17 protein-coding genes and 7 tRNA genes are annotated in these 21,468 nt (G+C 39.0%); 6 read left to right on the forward strand and 18 right to left on the reverse strand.

The annotated features are described in order from the left end of the window. Window positions 1-14 precede the first annotated feature (14 nt). Window positions 15-1,445, reverse strand: coding sequence for a tRNA (N6-isopentenyl adenosine(37)-C2)-methylthiotransferase MiaB (gene miaB / locus ABN099_RS17015; protein ID WP_349465537.1), 1,431 nt, complete (start codon window positions 1,443-1,445; stop codon window positions 15-17). 202 nt (window positions 1,446-1,647) lie between these two features. Here miaB and ubiF point away from each other — a divergent pair, with 202 nt between their 5' ends. Further along, the gene (ubiF, locus tag ABN099_RS17020) at window positions 1,648-2,832 is read left to right on the forward strand and encodes a 3-demethoxyubiquinol 3-hydroxylase (protein WP_349465539.1); all 1,185 of its coding nucleotides are present in this window, start codon (window positions 1,648-1,650) and stop codon (window positions 2,830-2,832) included. Between the two features lie 69 nt (window positions 2,833-2,901). On the opposite strand, the gene fghA is transcribed toward ubiF, so the two are convergent. From fghA to nagB, 13 genes are all read right to left on the reverse strand, one after another. Next, window positions 2,902-3,732: an S-formylglutathione hydrolase gene (gene fghA, locus ABN099_RS17025; RefSeq protein WP_349465541.1), complete on the reverse strand. Its 831-nt coding sequence runs from the start codon at window positions 3,730-3,732 to the stop codon at window positions 2,902-2,904. A 53-nt stretch (window positions 3,733-3,785) separates the two neighbouring features. Continuing rightward, window positions 3,786-4,898 carry an S-(hydroxymethyl)glutathione dehydrogenase/class III alcohol dehydrogenase gene (locus tag ABN099_RS17030; protein WP_349465543.1) on the reverse strand — a complete coding sequence of 371 codons (1,113 nt, stop codon included), beginning with the start codon at window positions 4,896-4,898 and terminating at the stop codon, window positions 3,786-3,788. 18 nt (window positions 4,899-4,916) lie between these two features. Further along, entirely contained in the window at window positions 4,917-5,192 is a 276-nt protein-coding gene (locus ABN099_RS17035; RefSeq protein ID WP_349465545.1) for a metal/formaldehyde-sensitive transcriptional repressor, read from the reverse strand. 317 nt (window positions 5,193-5,509) lie between these two features. Then, window positions 5,510-5,594, reverse strand: a tRNA-Leu gene (locus ABN099_RS17040). A gap of 51 nt (window positions 5,595-5,645) precedes the next feature. Next, window positions 5,646-5,720: transfer RNA gene (locus tag ABN099_RS17045), tRNA-Gln, on the reverse strand. Between the two features lie 4 nt (window positions 5,721-5,724). Then, window positions 5,725-5,801: transfer RNA gene (locus tag ABN099_RS17050), tRNA-Met, on the reverse strand. Between the two features lie 45 nt (window positions 5,802-5,846). Continuing rightward, window positions 5,847-5,921 (reverse strand) — tRNA-Gln (locus ABN099_RS17055). A gap of 43 nt (window positions 5,922-5,964) precedes the next feature. Next, window positions 5,965-6,039, reverse strand: a tRNA-Gln gene (locus ABN099_RS17060). Window positions 6,040-6,066: 27 nt separating this feature from the next. Then, a tRNA-Leu gene (locus tag ABN099_RS17065) sits at window positions 6,067-6,151 on the reverse strand. A gap of 9 nt (window positions 6,152-6,160) precedes the next feature. Further along, window positions 6,161-6,237 (reverse strand) — tRNA-Met (locus ABN099_RS17070). 408 nt (window positions 6,238-6,645) lie between these two features. After that, window positions 6,646-7,878 (reverse strand): DNA-binding transcriptional regulator NagC, encoded by a 1,233-nt coding sequence (nagC, locus tag ABN099_RS17075; protein ID WP_349465547.1) that lies wholly within the window; start codon window positions 7,876-7,878, stop codon window positions 6,646-6,648. A gap of 9 nt (window positions 7,879-7,887) precedes the next feature. Further along, window positions 7,888-9,051 (reverse strand): N-acetylglucosamine-6-phosphate deacetylase, encoded by a 1,164-nt coding sequence (gene nagA, locus ABN099_RS17080; protein WP_349465549.1) that lies wholly within the window; start codon window positions 9,049-9,051, stop codon window positions 7,888-7,890. Window positions 9,052-9,177: 126 nt separating this feature from the next. Then, on the reverse strand, window positions 9,178-9,984 hold the full coding sequence (nagB, locus tag ABN099_RS17085) for a glucosamine-6-phosphate deaminase (protein ID WP_349465551.1): 807 nt from the start codon (window positions 9,982-9,984) through the stop codon (window positions 9,178-9,180). Between the two features lie 354 nt (window positions 9,985-10,338). Here nagB and nagE point away from each other — a divergent pair, with 354 nt between their 5' ends. The 4 genes from nagE to ABN099_RS17105 all read left to right on the forward strand — a co-directional run bounded on the left by nagE (window position 10,339) and on the right by ABN099_RS17105 (window position 17,704). After that, window positions 10,339-12,378, forward strand: a complete 2,040-nt coding sequence (gene nagE, locus ABN099_RS17090; RefSeq protein ID WP_349465553.1) for an N-acetylglucosamine-specific PTS transporter subunit IIBC — start codon at window positions 10,339-10,341, stop codon at window positions 12,376-12,378. Window positions 12,379-12,575: 197 nt separating this feature from the next. Next, entirely contained in the window at window positions 12,576-14,243 is a 1,668-nt protein-coding gene (gene glnS, locus ABN099_RS17095) for a glutamine--tRNA ligase (protein WP_349465649.1), read from the forward strand. A 645-nt stretch (window positions 14,244-14,888) separates the two neighbouring features. Continuing rightward, window positions 14,889-16,283: a chitoporin ChiP gene (chiP, locus tag ABN099_RS17100; RefSeq protein ID WP_349465555.1), complete on the forward strand. Its 1,395-nt coding sequence runs from the start codon at window positions 14,889-14,891 to the stop codon at window positions 16,281-16,283. Between the two features lie 581 nt (window positions 16,284-16,864). After that, window positions 16,865-17,704, forward strand: a complete 840-nt coding sequence (locus ABN099_RS17105; RefSeq protein ID WP_349465557.1) for a DUF817 domain-containing protein — start codon at window positions 16,865-16,867, stop codon at window positions 17,702-17,704. A gap of 79 nt (window positions 17,705-17,783) precedes the next feature. On the opposite strand, the gene fur is transcribed toward ABN099_RS17105, so the two are convergent. The 4 genes from fur to ybfF all read right to left on the reverse strand — a co-directional run bounded on the left by fur (window position 17,784) and on the right by ybfF (window position 20,387). Further along, window positions 17,784-18,230 (reverse strand): ferric iron uptake transcriptional regulator, encoded by a 447-nt coding sequence (gene fur, locus ABN099_RS17110; RefSeq protein ID WP_349465559.1) that lies wholly within the window; start codon window positions 18,228-18,230, stop codon window positions 17,784-17,786. Window positions 18,231-18,418: 188 nt separating this feature from the next. Then, window positions 18,419-18,946, reverse strand: coding sequence for a flavodoxin FldA (gene fldA / locus ABN099_RS17115; protein WP_349465561.1), 528 nt, complete (start codon window positions 18,944-18,946; stop codon window positions 18,419-18,421). 155 nt (window positions 18,947-19,101) lie between these two features. Then, window positions 19,102-19,401, reverse strand: a complete 300-nt coding sequence (gene ybfE, locus ABN099_RS17120; RefSeq protein WP_349465651.1) for a LexA regulated protein — start codon at window positions 19,399-19,401, stop codon at window positions 19,102-19,104. Between the two features lie 194 nt (window positions 19,402-19,595). Further along, complete coding sequence (gene ybfF, locus ABN099_RS17125) at window positions 19,596-20,387, reverse strand: esterase (RefSeq protein WP_349465563.1); 792 nt, start codon at window positions 20,385-20,387, stop codon at window positions 19,596-19,598. Between the two features lie 461 nt (window positions 20,388-20,848). Between ybfF and seqA the strand changes: the two genes are divergently transcribed. Beyond that, on the forward strand, window positions 20,849-21,400 hold the full coding sequence (gene seqA, locus ABN099_RS17130) for a replication initiation negative regulator SeqA (RefSeq protein ID WP_349465565.1): 552 nt from the start codon (window positions 20,849-20,851) through the stop codon (window positions 21,398-21,400). Window positions 21,401-21,468: the final 68 nt, after the last annotated feature.

A 21,468-nucleotide genomic window follows, 5' to 3' on the forward strand; every position in this document is an offset into this window, starting at 1 on the left:
TTAAGTCTAATAAATTAAGGTTGGTAAACACCTACACCTAATTCATCTTCTTTACGAGTACGAGCAATTACAGATTCAGGTGATTCATGGATACGTAGGTCCATTTGATCTTCTGTTCTGATAACTTTACCGCGTAATGAGTTAGCATAAACGTCAACAATTTCAACATCAACAAACTTACCAATCATATCCGGTGTACCTTCAAAGTTAACCACACGGTTAGTTTCAGTACGACCTGAAAGCTCCATAACACTTTTACGTGAAGGACCTTCAACAAGGATACGTTGTACAGTATTAAGCATGGCACGACTAAAGCTCATTGCTTGTTGATTAATGCGTTGTTGAAGCAGATATAAGCGCTGTTTTTTCTCTTCTTCACTGACATCGTCAGGCAGATCCGCCGCAGGTGTACCTGGGCGCGCAGAGTAAATAAAGCTAAAGCTCATATCGAAATTAACATCAGCAATTAATTGCATGGTCTTTTCAAAGTCGTCTTGTGTTTCACCCGGGAAGCCAATGATAAAGTCAGAACTTATCAGAATACCAGGGCGTGCTTTACGTAATTTGCGAATGATGCTCTTATATTCAAGTGCAGTATGATTACGCTTCATCAATGTTAAAATACGATCAGAACCACTTTGTACTGGTAAATGTAAATAGCTAACGAGTTCTGGGGTATCTTCATAAACAGCAACGATATCGTCTGTAAATTCTATCGGATGGCTAGTTGTGAATCGAACGCGATCAATACCATCAATGGCTGCAACTAAGCGAATTAATTCAGCAAAGCTACAAATTTGTCCATCAAATGTAGCACCACGATAAGCGTTAACGTTTTGACCTAATAAGTTAACTTCACGTACACCTTGTGCGGCAAGTTGTGCAATTTCAAACAGCACATCATCGCAAGGGCGGCTTACTTCTTCACCGCGTGTATAAGGAACGACGCAGAATGAACAGTATTTATTACAGCCTTCCATAATAGAAACAAAAGCAGAAGGACCATCAGCGCGAGGCTCTGGTAAGCGATCAAACTTTTCGATTTCAGGGAAGCTGATATCTACAACCGGGCTTTTTGTCCCTTTAACCTGATTAATCATTTCAGGCAGACGGTGTAAGGTTTGTGGTCCGAAGATAATATCGACACACTGCGCGCGTTGACGGATGAATTCGCCTTCTTGAGAAGCAACACAACCCCCAACACCAATGATAATATCAGGTTTATTATCTTTAAAATATTTCCAACGTCCTAATTGATGAAAGACTTTTTCTTGTGCTTTCTCACGGATAGAACAGGTATTTAGCAGTAGAATGTCCGCATCTTCGGCGACATCGGTTAACTGATAACCGTGAGTGCTTTCGAGTAGGTCTGCCATTTTGGATGAATCGTACTCATTCATCTGACAGCCCCAAGTTTTAATGTACAGTTTTTTTATCGTCGACATTGTGTAAATCCGGTATTTTCAGTGAGACAATTGACCATCACTGGAAAACGTTGCGTGTAATAAGCCAATAAGGCGGTTATTGTAGTCATTTGTATGGTCAGTGACTAGAGTAAGTTCGGCGCTAATTCTTTATGGCGTTTAGTTTAATATAAACAGAAACAGCGCTTACCTATTATTTAAAGTAATGAGTTATGGCATAACAATGATGAGTAATGTAAAAAACGATTTTGATGCAATCATCGCAGGTGGCGGGATGATTGGCGCTGCCGCTGCAATCGGGCTTGCGCAAGAAGGATTGCGAGTTGCAATGATTGAACGACAATCTCCAGCTCCTTTTGATGCGTCATCTCATCCTGATATCCGTATTTCTGCGATCAGTTGCGCGTCAGTTAGTTTATTAAAACAGCTAGGAGCATGGCAACATGTTTTAGCGATGCGCTCTGCGCCTTACTTAACACTTGAAACATGGGAAGAAGAAAATGCCCATGTTATTTTTGATGCAAAAAGTCTTGGTCTACCTGAATTAGGCTATATGGTTGAAAACCGCATTTTGCAATTGGCGTTATGGCAAGAGGCGCAACGTTATAGCAATATCACGATGTTATGCCCAAATAGTCTAAGTAAAATGAATTATTTAGATGATAAATGGAAAGTAACATTATCAGATGGCACTGATGTTACCACAAAATTAGTGGTAGGTGCTGATGGTGCTAATTCACAAGTCCGACAATTTGCAGGTATTGGCAGTAATGGTTGGCAATATCGCCAATCTTGTATGTTGATTACGGTAAAAACAGAGTTACCACCCGAAAATGGCACATGGCAACGTTTTTATCCTTCTGGTCCTCGTGCTTATCTGCCGTTATTTGATAATTGGGCATGTTTGGTTTGGTATGATTCACCTGAAAGGATCAGAAAACTGCAAAGTATGCCAATGGAACAGTTGGATAAAGAGATCCAACATGCATTCCCTGAACGTTTAGGTAAAGTAACGCCTATTGCCGCAGGTTCATTTCCATTAACGCGTCAACATGCCAGCCGTTATGTTGATAAAGGCATTATTTTATTAGGTGATGCAGCTCATACCATTAATCCATTAGCAGGGCAGGGTGTGAACTTAGGTTATCGTGATGTGGATTGTTTTCTTGAATTAGTCGCCAACGCGAAAAAACATTATGAGCCTTGGGATTCGATGGCATTACTGAAAAAATATCAGCGTAAACGTATGCCTGACAATTTAGTTATGCAGGCAGGAATGGATCTGTTTTATCACGCTTTTAGTCACCAATTACCGGGATTAAAACTGGCAAGAAACTTAGGACTATTAGCTGCGCAACATGCAGGAAAAGCCAAAGAAGCGGCACTGCGCTATGCTTTAGGGCTTTAATTGCATGCATTAAAAAATGCGATGATCTTTATAAGATAGATCATCGCATTAGTATTCGGCATTGACGTGTTAGTTATTTAAATGTTTGGCATGAAATGCAATATGCTCGCCAATAAAACTCGCCACAAAATAGTAGCTGTGATCGTACCCTTGATGTAAACCCAAACTATAAGAGAACTGTTTTTCATCACAGACTTGTGCAAATAATTCTGGTTTTAGTTGTTCTTGATAAAACGGATCATCAAGACCTACATCAATACGCATTGGTAATGGGTTTGCCGTATTATTTAGTAACTCAATGGTGTCGTACTGTTTCCATAGTGCTGTATCTTCCCCTAAATACGCATTGAAGGCTTTTTTACCCCAAGGGACTTGTGATGGTGCAACTATAGGTGAAAATGCCGACACGCTGCGATAGCGCTCTAAATTTCGCAATCCAATCATTAACGCACCATGTCCTCCCATAGAGTGCCCACTAATCGCGCGTTTATCACTAACAGGAAAATGTGCTTCAATCAGTTTAGGTAGCTCACCTACAATGTAGTCATACATTCTGTAATGTGTATTCCACGGTGCTTTCACGGCGTTGAGATAAAAACCAGCACCTTGACCTAAATCGTATGCATCATCATTCGCGACTTGTTCACCACGAGGACTTGTATCAGGCACAACTAACACAATGCCATATTGCGCTGCAAATTGTTGAGCACCTGCTTTAGTAATGAAATTTTGTTCATTACAAGTTAAACCAGATAACCAATATAAAACAGGGTATTTGTGTCCATCTTCCATTGGCGGAAGATACACCGCAAATTTCATCTCACAATTTAACGTATTTGAGTGATGTTGATAAACCTCTTGCCAGCCACCAAAACAGGCATGGCGTTCAATCCTTTCCATTTTGACTCCTTTAAAAACAAAGACAAACCGACGAGATATAGGTTTGAGAATGATTAATCAAAATGAATAACAGTCCTGATTGATTTACCTTCATGCATTAAATCAAAAGCGTCATTAATTTTTTCTAGAGGTAAGGTATGAGTGACAAACGGTTTTAATTCAATGTCACCTTTCATGGCATCTTCAACCATACCCGGTAATTGGCTACGACCTTTTACTCCACCAAATGCAGTGCCTTTCCATGAGCGACCAGTAACCAATTGGAAAGGGCGTGTTGAGATCTCTTGACCGGCACCCGCAACGCCAATAATGATTGATTGACCCCATCCACGGTGCGCACTTTCTAATGCGGCTCTCATCACATTGACATTACCAATGCACTCAAAAGTATGGTCAACACCCCATTGCGTCATCTCAACGATAACTTCCTGAATAGGTTTGTCGTAATCCTTCGGATTTAAACAATCGGTAGCACCAAATTGGCGAGCTAATGTGAACTTCTCAGGATTAGTATCAATAGCAAAAATACGACCCGCTTTGGCTTGGCGCGCGCCTTGAATAACAGCAAGACCAATTCCACCTAAACCAAACACAGCAACGGAATCGCCAGCTTGTACTTTGGCAGTATTATGAACAGCACCAATCCCTGTAGTGACACCACAACCGAGTAAACAAACTTCTTCGTGGTTAGCTTTAGGATTGATTTTTGCTAAAGAGACTTCAGCAACAACGGTATATTCGCTAAAAGTAGAACATCCCATATAGTGATAAATAGGCTGTCCATTATAAGAAAATCGCGTTGTGCCATCAGGCATTAAGCCTTTTCCTTGCGTTGCGCGTACTGCTACACAAAGATTGGTTTTACCTGATTTACAAAATAAGCACTCGCCACATTCAGCGGTATAGAGCGGAATAACATGATCACCCGGTTTTACACTGGTAACACCTTCGCCCACTTCAACAACAACGCCAGCGCCTTCATGACCTAAAATAGCAGGGAATACGCCTTCAGGATCGTCACCTGATAGCGTAAAGGCATCAGTATGGCAAACCCCTGAGTGACTAACCTTAATTAGGACTTCACCCGCTTTAGGTGGCATAACATCGACTTCGACGATTTTTAAAGGCTCTCCTGGTCCAAATGCGACCGCAGCACGAGATTTCATGGTGTATCCTTTTTGTTATTAACGCAGGTAAGTGCGGATAAGTGATATGGCATCATCAACGGCGTTCTTTTGGTCTTCAGGAGAAGCGACGGCATCCATTAACCCTTCACGTAGATGACTTTCAAGCACACCCGCCATCAGCCCATTGATAGCGCCTCGAATTGCAGCGATTTGTTGTAATACCTGACTGCATTCGTTTTCATTTTCAAGTGCAGTTTCTAAAGCGAGAAGCTGTCCTTTGATTTTTCTAACGCGAGTTAACGCGGCTTTCTTTTCTGCTGGTGAGTGTGGCATATATAATCCTTATTTATACTATAGTGGAGTATAGTATCGATATGAATACATGTACAGAGCGATCAAAATAAGAGCAATAAAAAGTGGTGTTAATAAGGGAAGTATTTAAGCTAATTAATTGAGTGAAAACTAAAAAATAAGAAATAAAAAATAAAATAGGAAGTTAGATAAAAATAGATTGTTTAAGCAGTACGTAGAGAAAAACGGGTAGAAATCGAGGGTGGAAAAATAGGATAGAAAAAGAGAAACCCTAAAAAGCAAAAAAGACCCAGCTAGTGAGTCTTTTTTGTTTGGTGTTTTATCACCGGATAAATCAATGGTGCGGGAGGCGAGACTTGAACTCGCACACCTTGCGGCGCCAGAACCTAAATCTGGTGCGTCTACCAATTTCGCCACTCCCGCGTACAACTTAGAGAAAAAAAAACTCGCTTAGCAAGTCTCTCTTTCAAAATATGGCTGGGATACCAGGATTCGAACCTGGGAATGCCAGGATCAAAACCTGGTGCCTTACCGCTTGGCGATATCCCAAAAATGGTGGCTATGACGGGATTCGAACCTGTGACCCCAACATTATGAGTGTTGTGCTCTAACCAGCTGAGCTACATAGCCAATAGGAGAATTTTACATCTCACTATTATTGAATTCAGCAGAATATGGCTGGGATACCAGGATTCGAACCTGGGAATGCCAGGATCAAAACCTGGTGCCTTACCGCTTGGCGATATCCCATCCGCTAATTCAGTTGTCAACACACGTAATTTTATCAGTAATATGGCTGGGATACCAGGATTCGAACCTGGGAATGCCAGGATCAAAACCTGGTGCCTTACCGCTTGGCGATATCCCAACTGATAAAATCTGACGATGGTTAAAATGGTGCGGGAGGCGAGACTTGAACTCGCACACCTTGCGGCGCCAGAACCTAAATCTGGTGCGTCTACCAATTTCGCCACTCCCGCAAAAAAAGATGGTGGCTATGACGGGATTCGAACCTGTGACCCCAACATTATGAGTGTTGTGCTCTAACCAGCTGAGCTACATAGCCATCTTTTTTATGCATAACCTTCGTCGGCGTTGCGGGGCGCATTATGCGTATTACAGACAATTCCGTCAACTGCTTTTTGCATTAATTTTCAAGAAACGTGTCCGTTTGCTCGATGGTTAATCATTTTGTCGAAAAAAGATCCAAAAAACAACCTTGCTGATGAAAAATATAACAAAAAAATAGCGGGGTATTAATTTAATAAAAAGAAAAAACAAAGAAATAAGAGAAACGACCAGTATCAAACTAGCTTAAAAAAGAAGGGAAATAATCAAATAAAAAAAGCGCAGTGGGAATCGCTGCGCTTTTTTATTATATATTGTGGTTACTTGCTGAATTTTAAAACGATTTTAGCCAATAATCGCCATAACTTGCTCGTTTTTTACCCTAACTCGTTTTTAGGTTGAAAAGTTACTTTTCTAACAGTTGCTGAAGAAGCTCGCCATTTAGCATTGCTCGTTTTGTAAGAGCAAAGGCACCAATTGCAGAACGGTGATCGAGTTGTGAAATCACAACAGGGAGTTCCTCTCTAAATTCTTTTAACACTTGTGTGTTTATGCAGCTTTGAATAGAAGGAAACAATATTTCTGCTGCTTCTGTTAGTTCACCTGCAAGGACTACTTTTTGCGGGTTAAACAAGTTTATGGCGATAGCAATGGCTTTACCTAAATGTAAGCCTACTTGTTTAATGGTTTCAACCGCTAGCGGATCATTTTTTACCGCTGCACGGCAGATATCTTGGATTTGGCACTGTGTTGGCGATAAATACTGGCTAGGATAACCTTGTTCTAGCTGATAGCGTACTTTAGCTTCTATAGCTGGATTTGAGGCAATAGTTTCTAAACAGCCAAAATTACCACAGTGGCATCGCTCACCTAGGGGATCTATTTGAATATGACCTATTTCGCCTAAGTTGCCTCGCTGGTTGAGTAGGATTTTATTATTAATGATAACGCCTGCACCTGCACCACGATGAATGCGTACTAATAATGAGTCTTCACAATCACGGGTAGCGCCAAAGTAGTTTTCTGCAAGTGCTAGGCTGCGAATATCATGTCCTGCATAACAAGGAAGGCTAAAACGTTTTTCAAGGCTTTCAACTAATGCCCAATTATCTACCTTCATATGAGGCATATAACGAACGATCCCTTTATTAGGATCAACAAGCCCTGGCAAAATAACTGAAATAGCAATAAGTTCACGAATGCGACGTTGATTTTGTTTAATAAAATCATCGATAGCATTAATAAGTAGTTGCTCAACGTCATGTTGAGTACTTTGTTCGATGGGATAGTGCTGGTCGACCAACACCTTACCCGCAAGATCATAAAGCGCTAGCGTGGCGTCGTTGCGCCCTAATCGGACACTAACCGTATTAAAGTTACGATGTTCAACGACAATAGATATCGCCCTGCGTCCACCTGTTGAAGCTTGTTGATCAACTTCTTTAATTAATCCGCGCTCTAGTAGCTGACGAGTAATTTTAGTGACACTGGCAGGGGCTAACTGACTTTGTTCGGCAATTTGGATACGGGAAATAGGCCCGTGTTGATCAATAAGCCGATAGACTATCGCACTGTTAAGTTGCTTAACCAGATCGATATTGCCAATTTGCGTTTCAGTGTTGTTATGACTCATCAGCATATACACCCATTAGTTATCTGTTATTTCAATACCATTGACAAAAGTAGTACAAAGGTTGAAGTCCTTATCAAATGAAGTGAGGTTAGCAACCTTTCCTGCTTCAATTGTGCCTAGTTCTTTATCTGCCCCGATAGCTCGAGCGGGATAAAGTGTTGCCATCCGCAATGTTTCATCTAATGGAATGCCAACATGAATAACACTGTTTTTTATCGCATCAATCATGGTAAGTGATGAGCCACTTAATGTGCCATCAGCATCAACACAAAGACCATTACGATAATATATGGTTTTTCCTGCAAAAACGAAGCTATCCATCTCATTTTTATCAGGATCTAGTCCTGCTGGTGCTGTTGCATCAGTAACTAATAGCAGTTTTTCGCCTTTTAAGCGTTTACTGTTACGGATATTTGCCCATGAAACATGTAAACCATCCGCAATTATACCAGCATAAACCTCCGGTGTATCGTAAATAGCACCAACTAACCCCGGACCACGACCAGTAATGTAAGGCATAGCATTGTAAAGATGAGTGGATAATGAAATACCAGTACGAAATCCTTTACGCGCTTCTTCATAGGTTGAGTTAGAATGACCTGCTGAAACGACAATACCAGCTTGAATTAATTGACGAATATATTTTTCATCAACCATTTCAGGCGCAAGAGTAACTTTAGTGATGGCATCGGCGTTATCACACAAGTAGTTAATCATTTCAGCACTTGGTTGACGAATAAATTGAGGATCATGAGTCCCTTTTTTAATCACATTAATATAAGGACCTTCTAAATGCAGACCCAGCACCTTATTTTTATGTTTTTTCATATAGGTACGAGTTGCTTCAATCCCTATTTTCATCAGTTCATCAGAACAGGTAATTAAAGTGGGTAAATAGCTTGTGCAACCTAAGCGCTCATTGGCTTTTTGCATAATCTCTAATGTTTCAACGGTAACATTTTCTGGCGTATCGTTAAATTGCACACCACCGCAACCATTGACTTGTAAATCAATAAACCCAGGCGAGAGGATAGCGCCTTTCATATCACGGACGGTAATGTTTTCCGGCAGTTGGTCCTGTGGACAAATCTGCTCAATACGGGAGCCGTTAATAATAATGGCGTGATTTTCTAAACGGTCATAACCTGTATAAATAACAGCATTTGTTAAGGCAAACATACCTTAGTCTCCTGATAAGGGAAGTAAATCGAAAAATCCGATATCAGCCAGAAAATACTGGCTGATAATAAAGAGAGTTTAGTACTTTTCCACCAATTTAATAAATTGGGTACTTTATCACTAAACTTAATCTTGGTATTTCTGACACTCTTGTGCTTCGATTTGTTGGAAATAACGCAATGTTTTAACGCGTAATTCCATTGTTGCAGGGTCATCACATACTAACAGCGCTTTTGGATGTAACTGAACACACGAAATCGTCCACATATGGTTCACTGCGCCTTCAGTTGCTGCTTGAACAGCTTGTGCTTTATTGAAACCGGTTGCCAAAATCATCAGCTCTTCGGCATCTAATAATGTACCTACACCCACAGTGAGGGCATATTTAGGAACTTGATTAATATCATTGCCAAAGAAACGAGAGTTCGCCAGACGAGTATCTTCTGTTAGCGTTTTCATGCGAGTGCGTGATGCTAAAGATGAAGCAGGTTCATTAAATGCAATATGACCATCGTTACCGACACCACCCATAAACAGATTGATTTTGCCATAAGACTTAATTTTAGCCTCATAACGTTCACATTCTGCGGTTGGATCCGATGCATTACCATTTAATAAATTGATGTTTTCATCTTTAATATCAATATGGTTAAAAAAGTTTTCATACATAAAAGTACGATAGCTTTGCGAATGGTCGGAAGGAATACCGATGTATTCATCCATATTAAAGGTAACAACATGCTGAAAACTAACTTTTCCTGCACGATGTAACTCAATTAACTCTTTATACGTAGCTAATGGCGTACCACCAGTGGGTAAACCAAGCACAAAAGGGCGTTCAGCCGTTGGATTAAATGCGTTGATCTTCTCAACGATATGATTTGCTGACCATTTTCCCACTTGCTTTGCCGTGGATAGGGGGATTAACCTCATAATAACCTCATAGAAAAAAGACAAATCTGATAACTCAAGAACGTTATATTTCATCGTGTGATTATCAGTGACTCATCTATAACACGAATTTATCTTGTTTTTTAGTCGATGAACGTGTTGTCCACTGAAAAGATATTTTTAATCATAAAATAAGCTTTCTGACTTAGCCAGCATTTCAGTCAAAAAATATACGATATTGGTGACTTTAGTCACAAATTAGCACTAATTAATTTGCGATACGAAATAATTTTTTTAGACTGAAAACGAATTAAATAATTAGCTCATTAATTTTGTTATAGAATATATATGAGTATGAATAAGATCCCAATATAGGGGCTATCCAAGGGGGAGTTTGTGAATATTTTAAGTTATCTGCAGAAAATAGGGCGGGCGCTGATGGTGCCAGTCGCTACACTGCCTGCAGCTGCAATTCTGATGGGGATTGGATATTGGATTGACCCAGTAGGTTGGGGTAGCGATAACGCGCTAGCCGCCTTGCTGATTAAATCTGGTGCTGCAATCATCGATAATATGTCAGTCTTGTTTGCTATAGGTGTTGCTTATGGTATGTCAAAAGACAAAGATGGTGCTGCTGCTTTAACAGGTTTTGTGGGTTTCTTGGTTGTCACAACACTCTGTTCACCTGCTGCGGTTTCAATGATTAAAGGGATCCCATTGGCAGAAGTACCTGTCGCTTTTGGTAAAATCAATAACCAATTCGTCGGTATTCTTGTTGGGGTATTATCTGCTGAACTTTATAACCGTTTTAGTGGTGTTGAATTACCTCGTGCGCTCTCTTTCTTTAGTGGTCGCCGTTTAGTTCCAATCTTAACTTCATTTTTAATGATAATCGTTGCCTTTATTTTAATGTATATCTGGCCTGTCATTTATGGCGGATTAGTTAGCTTCGGTGAAAGCATTAAAGATATGGGGGCATTAGGCGCAGGTATTTATGCGTTCTTTAACCGTTTATTAATTCCGGTTGGCTTACACCATGCGTTGAACTCAGTATTCTGGTTTGATGTGGCTGGTATTAACGATATTCCTAACTTCCTTGCAGGTCAGCAAGCTATTGATTCTGGCTTAGCAACAGTGGGTGTTACTGGTCGTTATCAAGCGGGTTTCTTCCCGGTTATGATGTTTGGTTTACCCGGTGCGGCATTGGCGATTTATCACTGTGCACGTAAAGAACATAAAGCAAAAGTTGCGGGTATCATGATGGCGGGTGCGTTTGCTGCATTCTTCACGGGTATTACTGAGCCACTTGAATTTTCATTTATGTTCGTTGCACCAGTGCTGTATGTTATCCACGCTTTCTTAATGGCGGTTTCTGTTTATATCGCAGCAAGTATGGAGTGGATTTCAGGGTTCGGCTTTAGCGCGGGTATGGTGGATATGTTCTTATCCTCACGTAACCCATTAGCTGTTCACTGGTATATGCTGATTGTTCAAGGTATTGTTTTCTTCTTTATTTACTATGGTATTTTCCGTTTTACTATCACCAAATTCAACCTGAAAACACCGGGTCGTGAAGATGAAGTTGCTGGTGATGAAACGGCTGATGGCTATGATGAAGATATCAAAACAGCACCAACAAATAGCAAAGAAGGTATTCAACAAGAAGCTCGTCAGTATATCGCCGCTATTGGTGGTTCTGATAACTTAACGGGCATTGATGCATGTATCACACGTTTACGTCTAAATGTGAAAGACTCCACGGTTGTTAATGATGCATATGCTAAACGCTTAGGTGCGTCAGGTGTCATTCGTTTAAATAAACAGAGCGTTCAGGTCATTGTCGGTACACGTGCAGAGTTAGTCGCTAGTGCAATGCGTGATGTATTAACACAAGGTCCAGTCCCTGCTTATGCTGGTGGTGCGGCTTCAGTTTCTACTGAGAAAGCGCCAGTTGTAAAAGAAAACACCAATGCAAAAGTTATTCTTGAAATGATTGCGCCTTTTGATGGTGAGGTTGTGGCATTAAAAGACGTACCTGATGAAGCCTTTTCCAGTGGCGTCGTTGGTGATGGTATTGCCATCAAACCCACTTCTAACATCGTAATGGCTCCAGCTGCGGGTACCGTCGTTAAGATTTTTGACACTAACCATGCATTCTGTATTGAAACCGATGCAGGCGTTGAGATTATCGTTCATATGGGTATCGATACGGTAATGTTGGGCGGCAAGGGCTTTAAACGTTTAGTTGAAGAAGGGGCGGAGGTCGTATTAGGTCAAGGTATATTAGAATTAGACCTTGATTATTTAGATGCCAATGCCAAATCAATGATAAGCCCAGTAATTGTTAGCAATATCGATGATTTTGATAAAATTGCAGAGCAAGTATCAGGTGATGTTGTTGGAAATAAAACGGTTATCTTCAAAGTGTTAAAATAAATATCATATAGATATTTAATCCTCTATAAAGAGATGGTTAAATAAGACGATAAAACGGGGAGTCTTTCAAACTTCCCGTTTTTTTATCCCTATTTTGATAAATATCTCAGAGGCGTATTTCGCTAGGGTATTTATGAAACTCACATATTGGATTATAGTGGGTTAATTATGCGTTTTGCTTTGAGGAAAAAATGACCATGAATGAGGCTGATGCCCGCCCAACCAATTTTATTCGTCAAATAATTGACGAAGATCTGGCTACAGGGAAACACAACAGTGTCCATACCCGTTTCCCACCTGAACCTAATGGCTACCTTCACATTGGCCATGCGAAATCAATTTGTTTAAATTTTGGTATTGCTCAAGATTACCAGGGTCAATGTAACTTACGTTTTGATGATACAAACCCAGTAAAAGAAGATATTGAGTATATTAATTCTATCCAAAAAGATGTTCAGTGGTTAGGTTTCCAATGGGATGGTAACATTCATTACTCCTCTGACTATTTTGACCAGCTTTATCATTATGCGGTAGAGCTAATCAATAAAGGCTTGGCTTATGTCGATGAGCTTAGTGCTGATGAGATCCGTGAATATCGTGGTACTTTAAAAGAGCCGGGTAAAAATAGCCCTTATCGCTCGCGTAGCATAGAAGAGAACTTAGCACTGTTTGAAAAAATGCGTGCTGGTGAATTTGCTGAAGGTAAAGCGTGTTTACGTGCAAAAATCGATATGGCATCTTCATTTATCGTAATGCGTGATCCAGTACTTTATCGTATTAAATTTGCAGAACATCACCAAACTGGCAATAAATGGTGTATTTATCCAATGTATGATTTCACCCATTGTATCTCTGATGCATTGGAAGGTATCACACATTCTCTGTGTACTTTAGAGTTCCAAGATAACCGCCGTTTATATGATTGGGTGTTGGATAACATTACTATCCCTTGTCACCCTCGCCAGTATGAGTTCTCACGTCTTAACCTTGAATACACGGTAATGTCTAAGCGTAAGCTTAACCAACTGGTGACAGAACACATTGTTGAAGGTTGGGATGACCCACGTATGTTAACCATTTCTGGTTTACGTCGCCGTGGATATACCGCTAGCGCTATTCGTGAGTTTTGTCAGCGTATTGGTGTGACCAAGCAAGAAAACAACGTTGAAATGGCGTCGTTAGAGTCATGTATTCGCGATGATTTAAATGAAAATGCACCACGTGCAATGGCGGTTATCGATCCGGTTCGTTTAGTGATTGAAAATATGCCAGAAGGCGAAGAGATCCTGACTGCACCAAATCATCCTAATAAGCCAGAAATGGGGACACGTGAAGTTCCATTTAGCCGTGAAATTTATATTGACCGTGCAGACTTTAAAGAAGAAGCAAATCGTCAATACAAACGTCTGGTATTAGATAAAGAAGTACGCTTACGTAATGCTTATGTTATTAAGGCTGTACGTGTTGAGAAAGACGAACAAGGTGAAATCACCACTATTTACTGTACTTACGACCCAGAGACTTTAAATAAAGATCCGGCTGATGGACGTAAAGTAAAAGGGGTTATTCATTGGGTAAGCATTCCACATGCGGTTCCTGCTGAAATTCGTCTTTATGACCGTTTGTTTAGCGTTGCAAATCCTGCTGCAGAAGATGATTTCTTAGCAACAATTAACCCTGAATCACTGGTTATTCGTCAAGGTTTTGTCGAACGTAGCCTTAAAAATGCTGAAATTGAAAAAGCTTACCAATTTGAACGTGAAGGCTATTTCTGTGCAGATAAACTCTCTACTGCGGATAAACTTGTTTTTAACCGTACCGTGGGTTTACGTGACACTTGGGCGAAGATTTCTCAGCAAGGCTGATAAATTTTTTAACCAATTAAGCTTTAACTAAATAAAATGCTCGATAGTTATTATCGGGCATTTTTTGTTTTATCGTTTCATTTAGAATTTATATTTCTTATTAAATAATTTACCGACTGCACGACGATTTATTTTAATACTCAAATCTGCATTTATTTATAAAGCCAATCACTTTTTAATCGTTAATAAAATAAATTACCATTGAAATAGTTAAGTCTAGAGCGTTTTATTCCTCTGTTTTTATGAGTTATTACGCAAAATAAGACTGTAATTAGTGAAATGTGACTTATTCCACATATTTTTCGTTGTTAAAAAAGGTCTCTCATAAGAGATGCTTATTATTATCAATTGAAAAAAACAAATCTAATATCATTAAATGATTAACTAATAAAACAGTTTAAAATCAATGTTTTGATTTTATTTTTAAAGATATAGCATAAAAGAAAAACAATGAAACAGATTTTTAGTTATGTGCCCTTGGTCATATTTTGATAAAAATTCTATTTTTTAGGTTGATAATTCGCGTCGCGAAAAATATGCTGTTTCTAACCTAATTTAGGTTTTTTCCCCACTTGGGGTTTTATATTTGGAAATAGGCATTGTGCTTATTTCTTTTTTAGTCAAAGTCAAAGAGGAAACAATGCTATGGTTATGCAACATGCTAAACCAGGCAGGGTAGCACTTGCCGTTATGGGCGCATTGCTGGTAACTGCACTACCTGCTCATGTGTCTTATGCTGAAGGATTTATTGATGACTCTACCTTAACTGGGGGTCTTTACTACTGGCAACGTGATCGTGATAGAAAACAGATAGAACCGGGTAGCCCCGATCACGGAAAATACAAAGCCAACTTACACCACTCTTCTGCTAATGCTAATTTAGATTTCTCATCAGGTTATTTAGCCGATTTTATTGGTATTGACTTAGCCGCTTTTGGTGCGCTTGAGCTTAATACCAGTGGACCTGCTGCGCCAAATGAAATTGGCTTTAGTGATGCTAAAAGTCGTTGGGATGAAAAATGGACTGGCGACCGCAGTGGCATGAGTGTCTATAAAGCTGCTGCTAAATTTAAATTAGGTAACTTCTGGGCTCAAGGTGGTTATATTCAACCTAAAGGCCAAACCTTATTACGCCCTCATTGGAGTTTCTTACCAGGAACTTATCGTGGTGCTGAAGCGGGTGCTGTTTTTGATTTTGATAAAAGTGGTGAATTGTCATTCTCATATATGTGGACTGATGAATATAAAGCGCCATGGTATCGGAATATGTATAACTTCCGCAAAGCCGACCTTGAAACCAATATCAGCTATCTCCACTCTTTTGGCGCAAAATACGATTTTAAAAATAGCCTTGTTTTAGAAGCGGCTTTTGGTCAAGCTGATGGTTATATCGATCAATATTTTGGTAAAGTTTCTTATGATTTCCCTATCAGTGATAACGCATTAAGAACGTCTTATCAGTTCTATGGCGCTAAAGACAAAGTTACGGGCGGCGGCGTTAATGATGTTTATGATGGGCTGGCATGGCTACAAGCGCTGACTTTTGGTTATACCCATAATGTCTTTGATTTTAAAGTAGAAGGTACTTGGGTTAAAGCCGAAGGTAATCAAGGCTACTTCTTACAACGTATGACTCCGGGTTGGGCAACCTCTAATGGGCGGCTTGATATTTGGTGGGATGGTCGTTCAGACTTTAACGCCGATGGCGAAAAAGCACTTTATGCTGGCGTGATGTACGATCTGAAAAACTGGGATCTCTCTGGTTGGGCGGTAGGAACTTCTTATGTTTACGCATGGGATGCTAAACCAAGTGGTAAAGCTATTTACGACCAAAATAAACGTATCAGAGAAAGTGCATGGAATGCGGATATTATGTATACCGTTCAAGAAGGTCGTGCGAAAGGTACTTTGTTTAAACTGCACTATACCCGTTATGACAATCATTCTGATATCCCAAGTTATGATGGTGGTTTCGGTAATATCTTCCAAGATGAAAAAGACGTTAAATTTAACGTAATAATGCCATTTACTATTTTCTAAGTTAATTGTGAGGATAAAGTGTGTTTATTTGCACTTTATCCTTAATAAAAATAAAACAGTAAAAACGATTACGAGAAGTAAAAATAAAGATTAAGACAGTTAGTCACACAAGCCGTAAAAATGGGTAGTAGAAATAAAGAGATGAGTAAAAATAAGTAGAAAATCAGAGAGTCAAAAGCAATAGATAAGATAAACGTTATCCTCAAATGAGTTAGTCATAAGTGAAGTTGTTAGAAGTAAAGTAGTGAAAGAGTAAGAGTAATAGCAGTAAAAGAGTAAAGGTAGTCATGAAGTAAAAGTCGTCATGTCATGTCGTCAGAAATAAAACTTAAGACAATTAAGTTTATTTCATTTGCTTCAGTTATTTATTTCGCAAAATTTGCGTAAGGTATTTACCCTAAGTAAAGGCAGTCAGAGTGGGTATCGTAGTGGGGGGTAAATACCTTTATTTTTTTCCTTTCTTTTTTCGAATCTTGAGTCATTGTTCATTTTGTGGCAAATTTCTTCCAATTTATCTTATTTAGCCTAATTTATTATTCTGAGATTATAGCATTAGGTAATGCGGGCTTTCAGGAAGAAGTATGTTAAGACGATTGGATGATTTTTTATTAGAGCCCCCATTAAAACCTTTTAAAGGTATTAAACGTTTTATTGTTGAGTTTCTTTTCTTTGGTATAAAAGAGGCTCGCTCATGTTTATTCGCTGGTTTCTTCTTTTTCATATTATTCGCCACACCAAGTAAAGGCGTATTGGGTATACCTCGTTATGATGTTTTATTAATTCTCGCCATTATTTTTCAATTGTGGATGGTATGGGGAAAATTAGAAACATGGGATGAGCTAAAAGCTATCTGTTTTTTTCATATTGTTGGTTTTGTTATGGAGTTATTTAAAACGTCAGCGGCAATAGGTTCTTGGAAATATCCTGATTTTGCCTATACAAAATTATGGGAAGTTCCTCTATTTACAGGGTTTATGTATTCAGCTGTCGGTAGTTATTTAATTCAAGCATGGCGCTTTTTAAAAGTACGAATTGAACATTATCCGCCTTATTGGATGGCCACATTAGTAGCTCTTGCCATCTATATAAATTTCTTTTCTCATCACTTTATTGGTGATTATCGTTGGTATTTAACTGCTTTTATATTAGGGCTTTATGCTCGTAGTGTGGTTTATTTTACACCTTATGATAAAGAGCGAAAGATGCCGTTATTGCTTGCATTTGTTCTTATTGGCTTCTTTATTTGGCTTGCTGAGAATTTTGGTACTTTTTTTGGTGTGTGGCAATACCCTAACCAGATAGGTGCGTGGTCTGCGGTTCATGCCGGAAAATGGGGTTCTTGGTCACTGTTGGTGATTGTGACTTTTACGATTGTGGTGCATTTAAAACATATTAAACATAGTATTAGTGTAGCTAAGTGAATGTAATTTTTAAATTAAGCCAATAAAAAAGGAACTGTAAACAGTTCCTTTTTTTTACTGAGAGATTATCCAGAATGAATTATTTCTCATCATGTGCGTGGTTATCTTCTTTACAATTGCCTTCAGCGCAGTGACCGTATAAATAAAGGCTATGATTGGAAAGTTTGATACCATGGCGCTCAGCGATGTTTCTTTGACGAACTTCGATAGCATCATCTGTAAACTCAATAACTTTACCGCAATCAAGGCAAATCAGGTGATCGTGGTGATGTTGTTGAGTTAGTTCAAATACTGATTTACCACCTTCGAAATTATGTCGGGTAACAATACCTGCATCATCAAATTGGTTTAAGACGCGATAGACTGTTGCCAGACCAATCTCTTCACCGATATCGATGAGTTTTTTGTAGAGATCTTCAGCACTGACATGATGGCACTCAGGATCCTGGAGCACTTCCAAGATCTTTAAGCGAGGAAGTGTAACTTTTAACCCAGCATTTTTTAACGCTTTATTATTGTCGGTCATGCGGATTTAATCCTGTTGCTAATGGTGAATTTAATTATGTGCTCACAAATACTGTATGCTCATTAATACTAAGGTTATGACATAACACTAATGATTATAGGCATGATATTTAAAAATAAACACCCCACCTATCACACTATCTTAGCACACCATTGAATAATTATCATTCTCAATATTGATAATGTGTCTTATCCCAGAATTTCGTCGAGGCTCATTTCTTCTTTGATTTGAGCAACCCAAGCATCAACTCGCTCTTCGGTTAATTCTGGTTGGCGATCTTCATCAATTGCTAAACCGATAAAATGGTTATCATCTGCAAGCCCTTTAGAGGCTTCAAAATGGTAGCCTTCAGTTGGCCAATGACCAACAATAACAGCACCACGAGGTTCGATGATATCGCGGATTGTACCCATTGCATCACAGAAGTATTCTGCATAGTCCTCTTGGTCGCCACAACCAAATAATGCAACAAGTTTACCATTAAAATCAATGTCTTCTAATGTAGGGAAAAAGTCATCCCAATCACATTGAGCTTCACCATAATACCAGGTAGGAATACCCAGTAACAGGATATCAAATGCTTCAATGTCTTCTTGACCGGACTTGGCGATATCGTGAACTTCGGCATTATCTGCGCCCAGTTTTTCTTGAAGCATTTTGGCAATATTTTCAGTGTTGCCGGTATCACTGCCGAAGAATATACCTATGATTGCCATAAAGTGAGATAACCTCTTTTATTCTATTTGTCTGTGTTTGAACAATTATAATTTAAAGATAAACATCATGTTTTCATCGAGAAAACTAAAAAACGTATTTTGACGAAAAAAACAGGGTAATTCTGTCGAATTTGTGTGATTTTTCTGCTAGTTCTTTATTGTTGATGTTTTTCCAAGGCATGTGTTTGTGCTAATTGTTCCAGTAATATTTCTTCAATAAGCTCACTACGGCTGACATTTTTAGCTGTCGCTAGCTCATTAAGTGCATTCACAGCTTCTTCATTTAACTTCAACTCAACTCTACGTAGTCCGTTAACACGATCACGCCGTAGTTGATTGCGTTTATTAATTCTAAGCTGTTCATCCCGAGAAAGCGGGTTTGTTTTAGGTCGCCCAGGTCTGCGTTCATTTGCGAACAAATCCAGTGTGGTGCGATCAGTTTGTTCTTTTGCCATAAAATTTGCTGCGAAAGGGCGTATACCAATGACTAAATGAGAAACGACCAATAATACCTTACATGATGGTGTCCCGCCACTGCTTCATGTATTTAACCTATTGTCATTGGGTCTTTTTATTCATATAACATGTTATTAAGTACAATAATTACGCATTTTACTCAATTATTGTACTTTTCAGGATGTTTAGGAATTTAGGCTTTTGCTAAAAAACGACGAATGGCTTTAAGTACAGCTTCTGGTTTTTCTGAATGTACCCAATGACCTGTATTCGCTACAACAAAGCCTGTTGCTTTCGGAAATTGACGGGCAATATCATCATGATACTCATCAAGAATATAAGGAGATAATCCACCACGAATAAATAAAATAGGGTGTTGCCAAGCAGGAACATCTTCCCAACCAATAATTTGAGGGTAAGCATTTTTAAGTGCAGGTAAATTAAATAACCACTCACCCTTTTTAAACGATTTGAGTAGAAACTGAATAACACCCTCTTCTTTAATAAAAGGACGCATAATGTCGATAGCATCTTGGCGGCTACCAACACCCGCATTGCTCACAGCATCTAAGGCGGCAAAAATTTTATCATGACGACGCACATTGTAAGCCACTGGAGACATATCAATTACAACGATTTTGTCGAGTCTATCAGGGGCTAATGCTGTCATTGCCATCGCTATTTTCCCCCCCATTGAGTGACCAATTACAATGGCTTTGGGCATATTTAAGCTATCAAGTAGAGTCAGCACATCTTGTGCCATATCCAAATAACGCATGCTTTCACTATGAGGTGAATGCCCATGATTGCGAACATCAATTTGGATTACGGTATTATCTTGTCGCAGATCGCGTGCTAATACACCTAAATTATTAAGATCACCAAAAAGCCCATGGATCAAGACAATGGGTAATTGATTTATTTCTGTTTGTAGTGAGTTTGCGGGTTGATGTAGTTGATAATTTAATAATTCATTGAGTTTCATAGTCATGACCAAAATTCAGCGCGATTTTCTTCTATGATGACATGCACAATCTCATTAGCCAACTTATCGCAGTGATATAAAAACGTGATTAAGCAAAAAGGTTGACTGATTAGATAATTTTATTAAATAGCGAGAAAGATGCACTATCTAGATTTTTATTCTAAAGTTATTTAAAAAGTTGAAATCTTGACATTGCTCAAAAATAAATATTTAGAATTTTATATTATTTGAGTGTTGTTGCGGTGCAAGGCGAGGATGTTTTGCTGTACTTCGTGGTAATAATTTCAAAGAATAGAAGATGATACTGAGATAAACAATAGGATAAATACCGAGCTGAAGCTTTAGAAAGGTTAAATTTCGAATGAATGCTCTTTAAGTTATTGAAATTTTACCTATTTTGTTTTTAAAGATTATATCTTATAATCCTAATCACTTTTTTTTGAAAACAGTACTGGGTAGCAATGAAAAAGATAGAAATTGATGACGAACTTTACCGCTATATCGCTAGCGAAACTAGACATATCGGTGAAAGCGCTTCAGATATTTTAAGGCGTCTATTAAAATTTGATGCCACACAGCCCGTACAACCAGTCGTTGTCACTGAGTCAGTACAAGCACCTGTTATCAAACAGGAAGCAGAGCCTAAACCTGTCGCACCAGCAAAAAATCCGATCCGTGAAATGCGTGAATTGTTGTTATCTGACAGCTATGCAGAAAAGACGAAATCCGTAGATCGCTTTTTACAGATCCTTTCTACGTTATATAACTTAGATAGCGCTACTTTTACTCAATCTGCTGAAACAGTACATGGACGCACACGAGTTTATTTTGCGGGTGATGAACAAACATTGCTCGATAGTGGACGCCATACCAAACCTCGTCATATTTCAGGTACACCGTTTTGGGTTATCACTAACTCAAATACTGAGCGTAAAAGAACGATGGTGCAAAGCATTATGCAGGACATGCAATTCCCTGCTAATGAGATTGATAAGGTGTGTGGAACTATCTAAACACTATTATTAATTTGATTCATTGCAAAGGCTTTCGTTTAAAGCGTGATTGTGATGTCAAATAGGAG

It is taken from the genome of Proteus hauseri (genome assembly GCF_040139125.1).
GTDB lineage: Bacteria > Pseudomonadota > Gammaproteobacteria > Enterobacterales > Enterobacteriaceae > Proteus > Proteus hauseri_B.

Bases quoted from the DNA above. Each gene is read 5' to 3' on its own strand.
- miaB (WP_349465537.1), bottom strand. From the start codon at position 1,445: ATGTCGACGATAAAAAAACTGTACATTAAAACTTGGGGCTGTCAGATG.
- ubiF (WP_349465539.1), top strand. From the start codon at position 1,648: ATGATGAGTAATGTAAAAAACGATTTTGATGCAATCATCGCAGGTGGC.
- fghA (WP_349465541.1), bottom strand. From the start codon at position 3,732: ATGGAAAGGATTGAACGCCATGCCTGTTTTGGTGGCTGGCAAGAGGTT.
- ABN099_RS17030 (WP_349465543.1), bottom strand. From the start codon at position 4,898: ATGAAATCTCGTGCTGCGGTCGCATTTGGACCAGGAGAGCCTTTAAAA.
- ABN099_RS17035 (WP_349465545.1), bottom strand. From the start codon at position 5,192: ATGCCACACTCACCAGCAGAAAAGAAAGCCGCGTTAACTCGCGTTAGA.
- nagC (WP_349465547.1), bottom strand. From the start codon at position 7,878: ATGCTGATGAGTCATAACAACACTGAAACGCAAATTGGCAATATCGAT.
- nagA (WP_349465549.1), bottom strand. From the start codon at position 9,051: ATGTTTGCCTTAACAAATGCTGTTATTTATACAGGTTATGACCGTTTA.
- nagB (WP_349465551.1), bottom strand. From the start codon at position 9,984: ATGAGGTTAATCCCCCTATCCACGGCAAAGCAAGTGGGAAAATGGTCA.
- glnS (WP_349465649.1), top strand. From the start codon at position 12,576: ATGAATGAGGCTGATGCCCGCCCAACCAATTTTATTCGTCAAATAATT.
- chiP (WP_349465555.1), top strand. From the start codon at position 14,889: ATGGTTATGCAACATGCTAAACCAGGCAGGGTAGCACTTGCCGTTATG.
- ABN099_RS17105 (WP_349465557.1), top strand. From the start codon at position 16,865: ATGTTAAGACGATTGGATGATTTTTTATTAGAGCCCCCATTAAAACCT.
- fur (WP_349465559.1), bottom strand. From the start codon at position 18,230: ATGACCGACAATAATAAAGCGTTAAAAAATGCTGGGTTAAAAGTTACA.
- fldA (WP_349465561.1), bottom strand. From the start codon at position 18,946: ATGGCAATCATAGGTATATTCTTCGGCAGTGATACCGGCAACACTGAA.
- ybfE (WP_349465651.1), bottom strand. From the start codon at position 19,401: ATGGCAAAAGAACAAACTGATCGCACCACACTGGATTTGTTCGCAAAT.
- ybfF (WP_349465563.1), bottom strand. From the start codon at position 20,387: ATGAAACTCAATGAATTATTAAATTATCAACTACATCAACCCGCAAAC.
- seqA (WP_349465565.1), top strand. From the start codon at position 20,849: ATGAAAAAGATAGAAATTGATGACGAACTTTACCGCTATATCGCTAGC.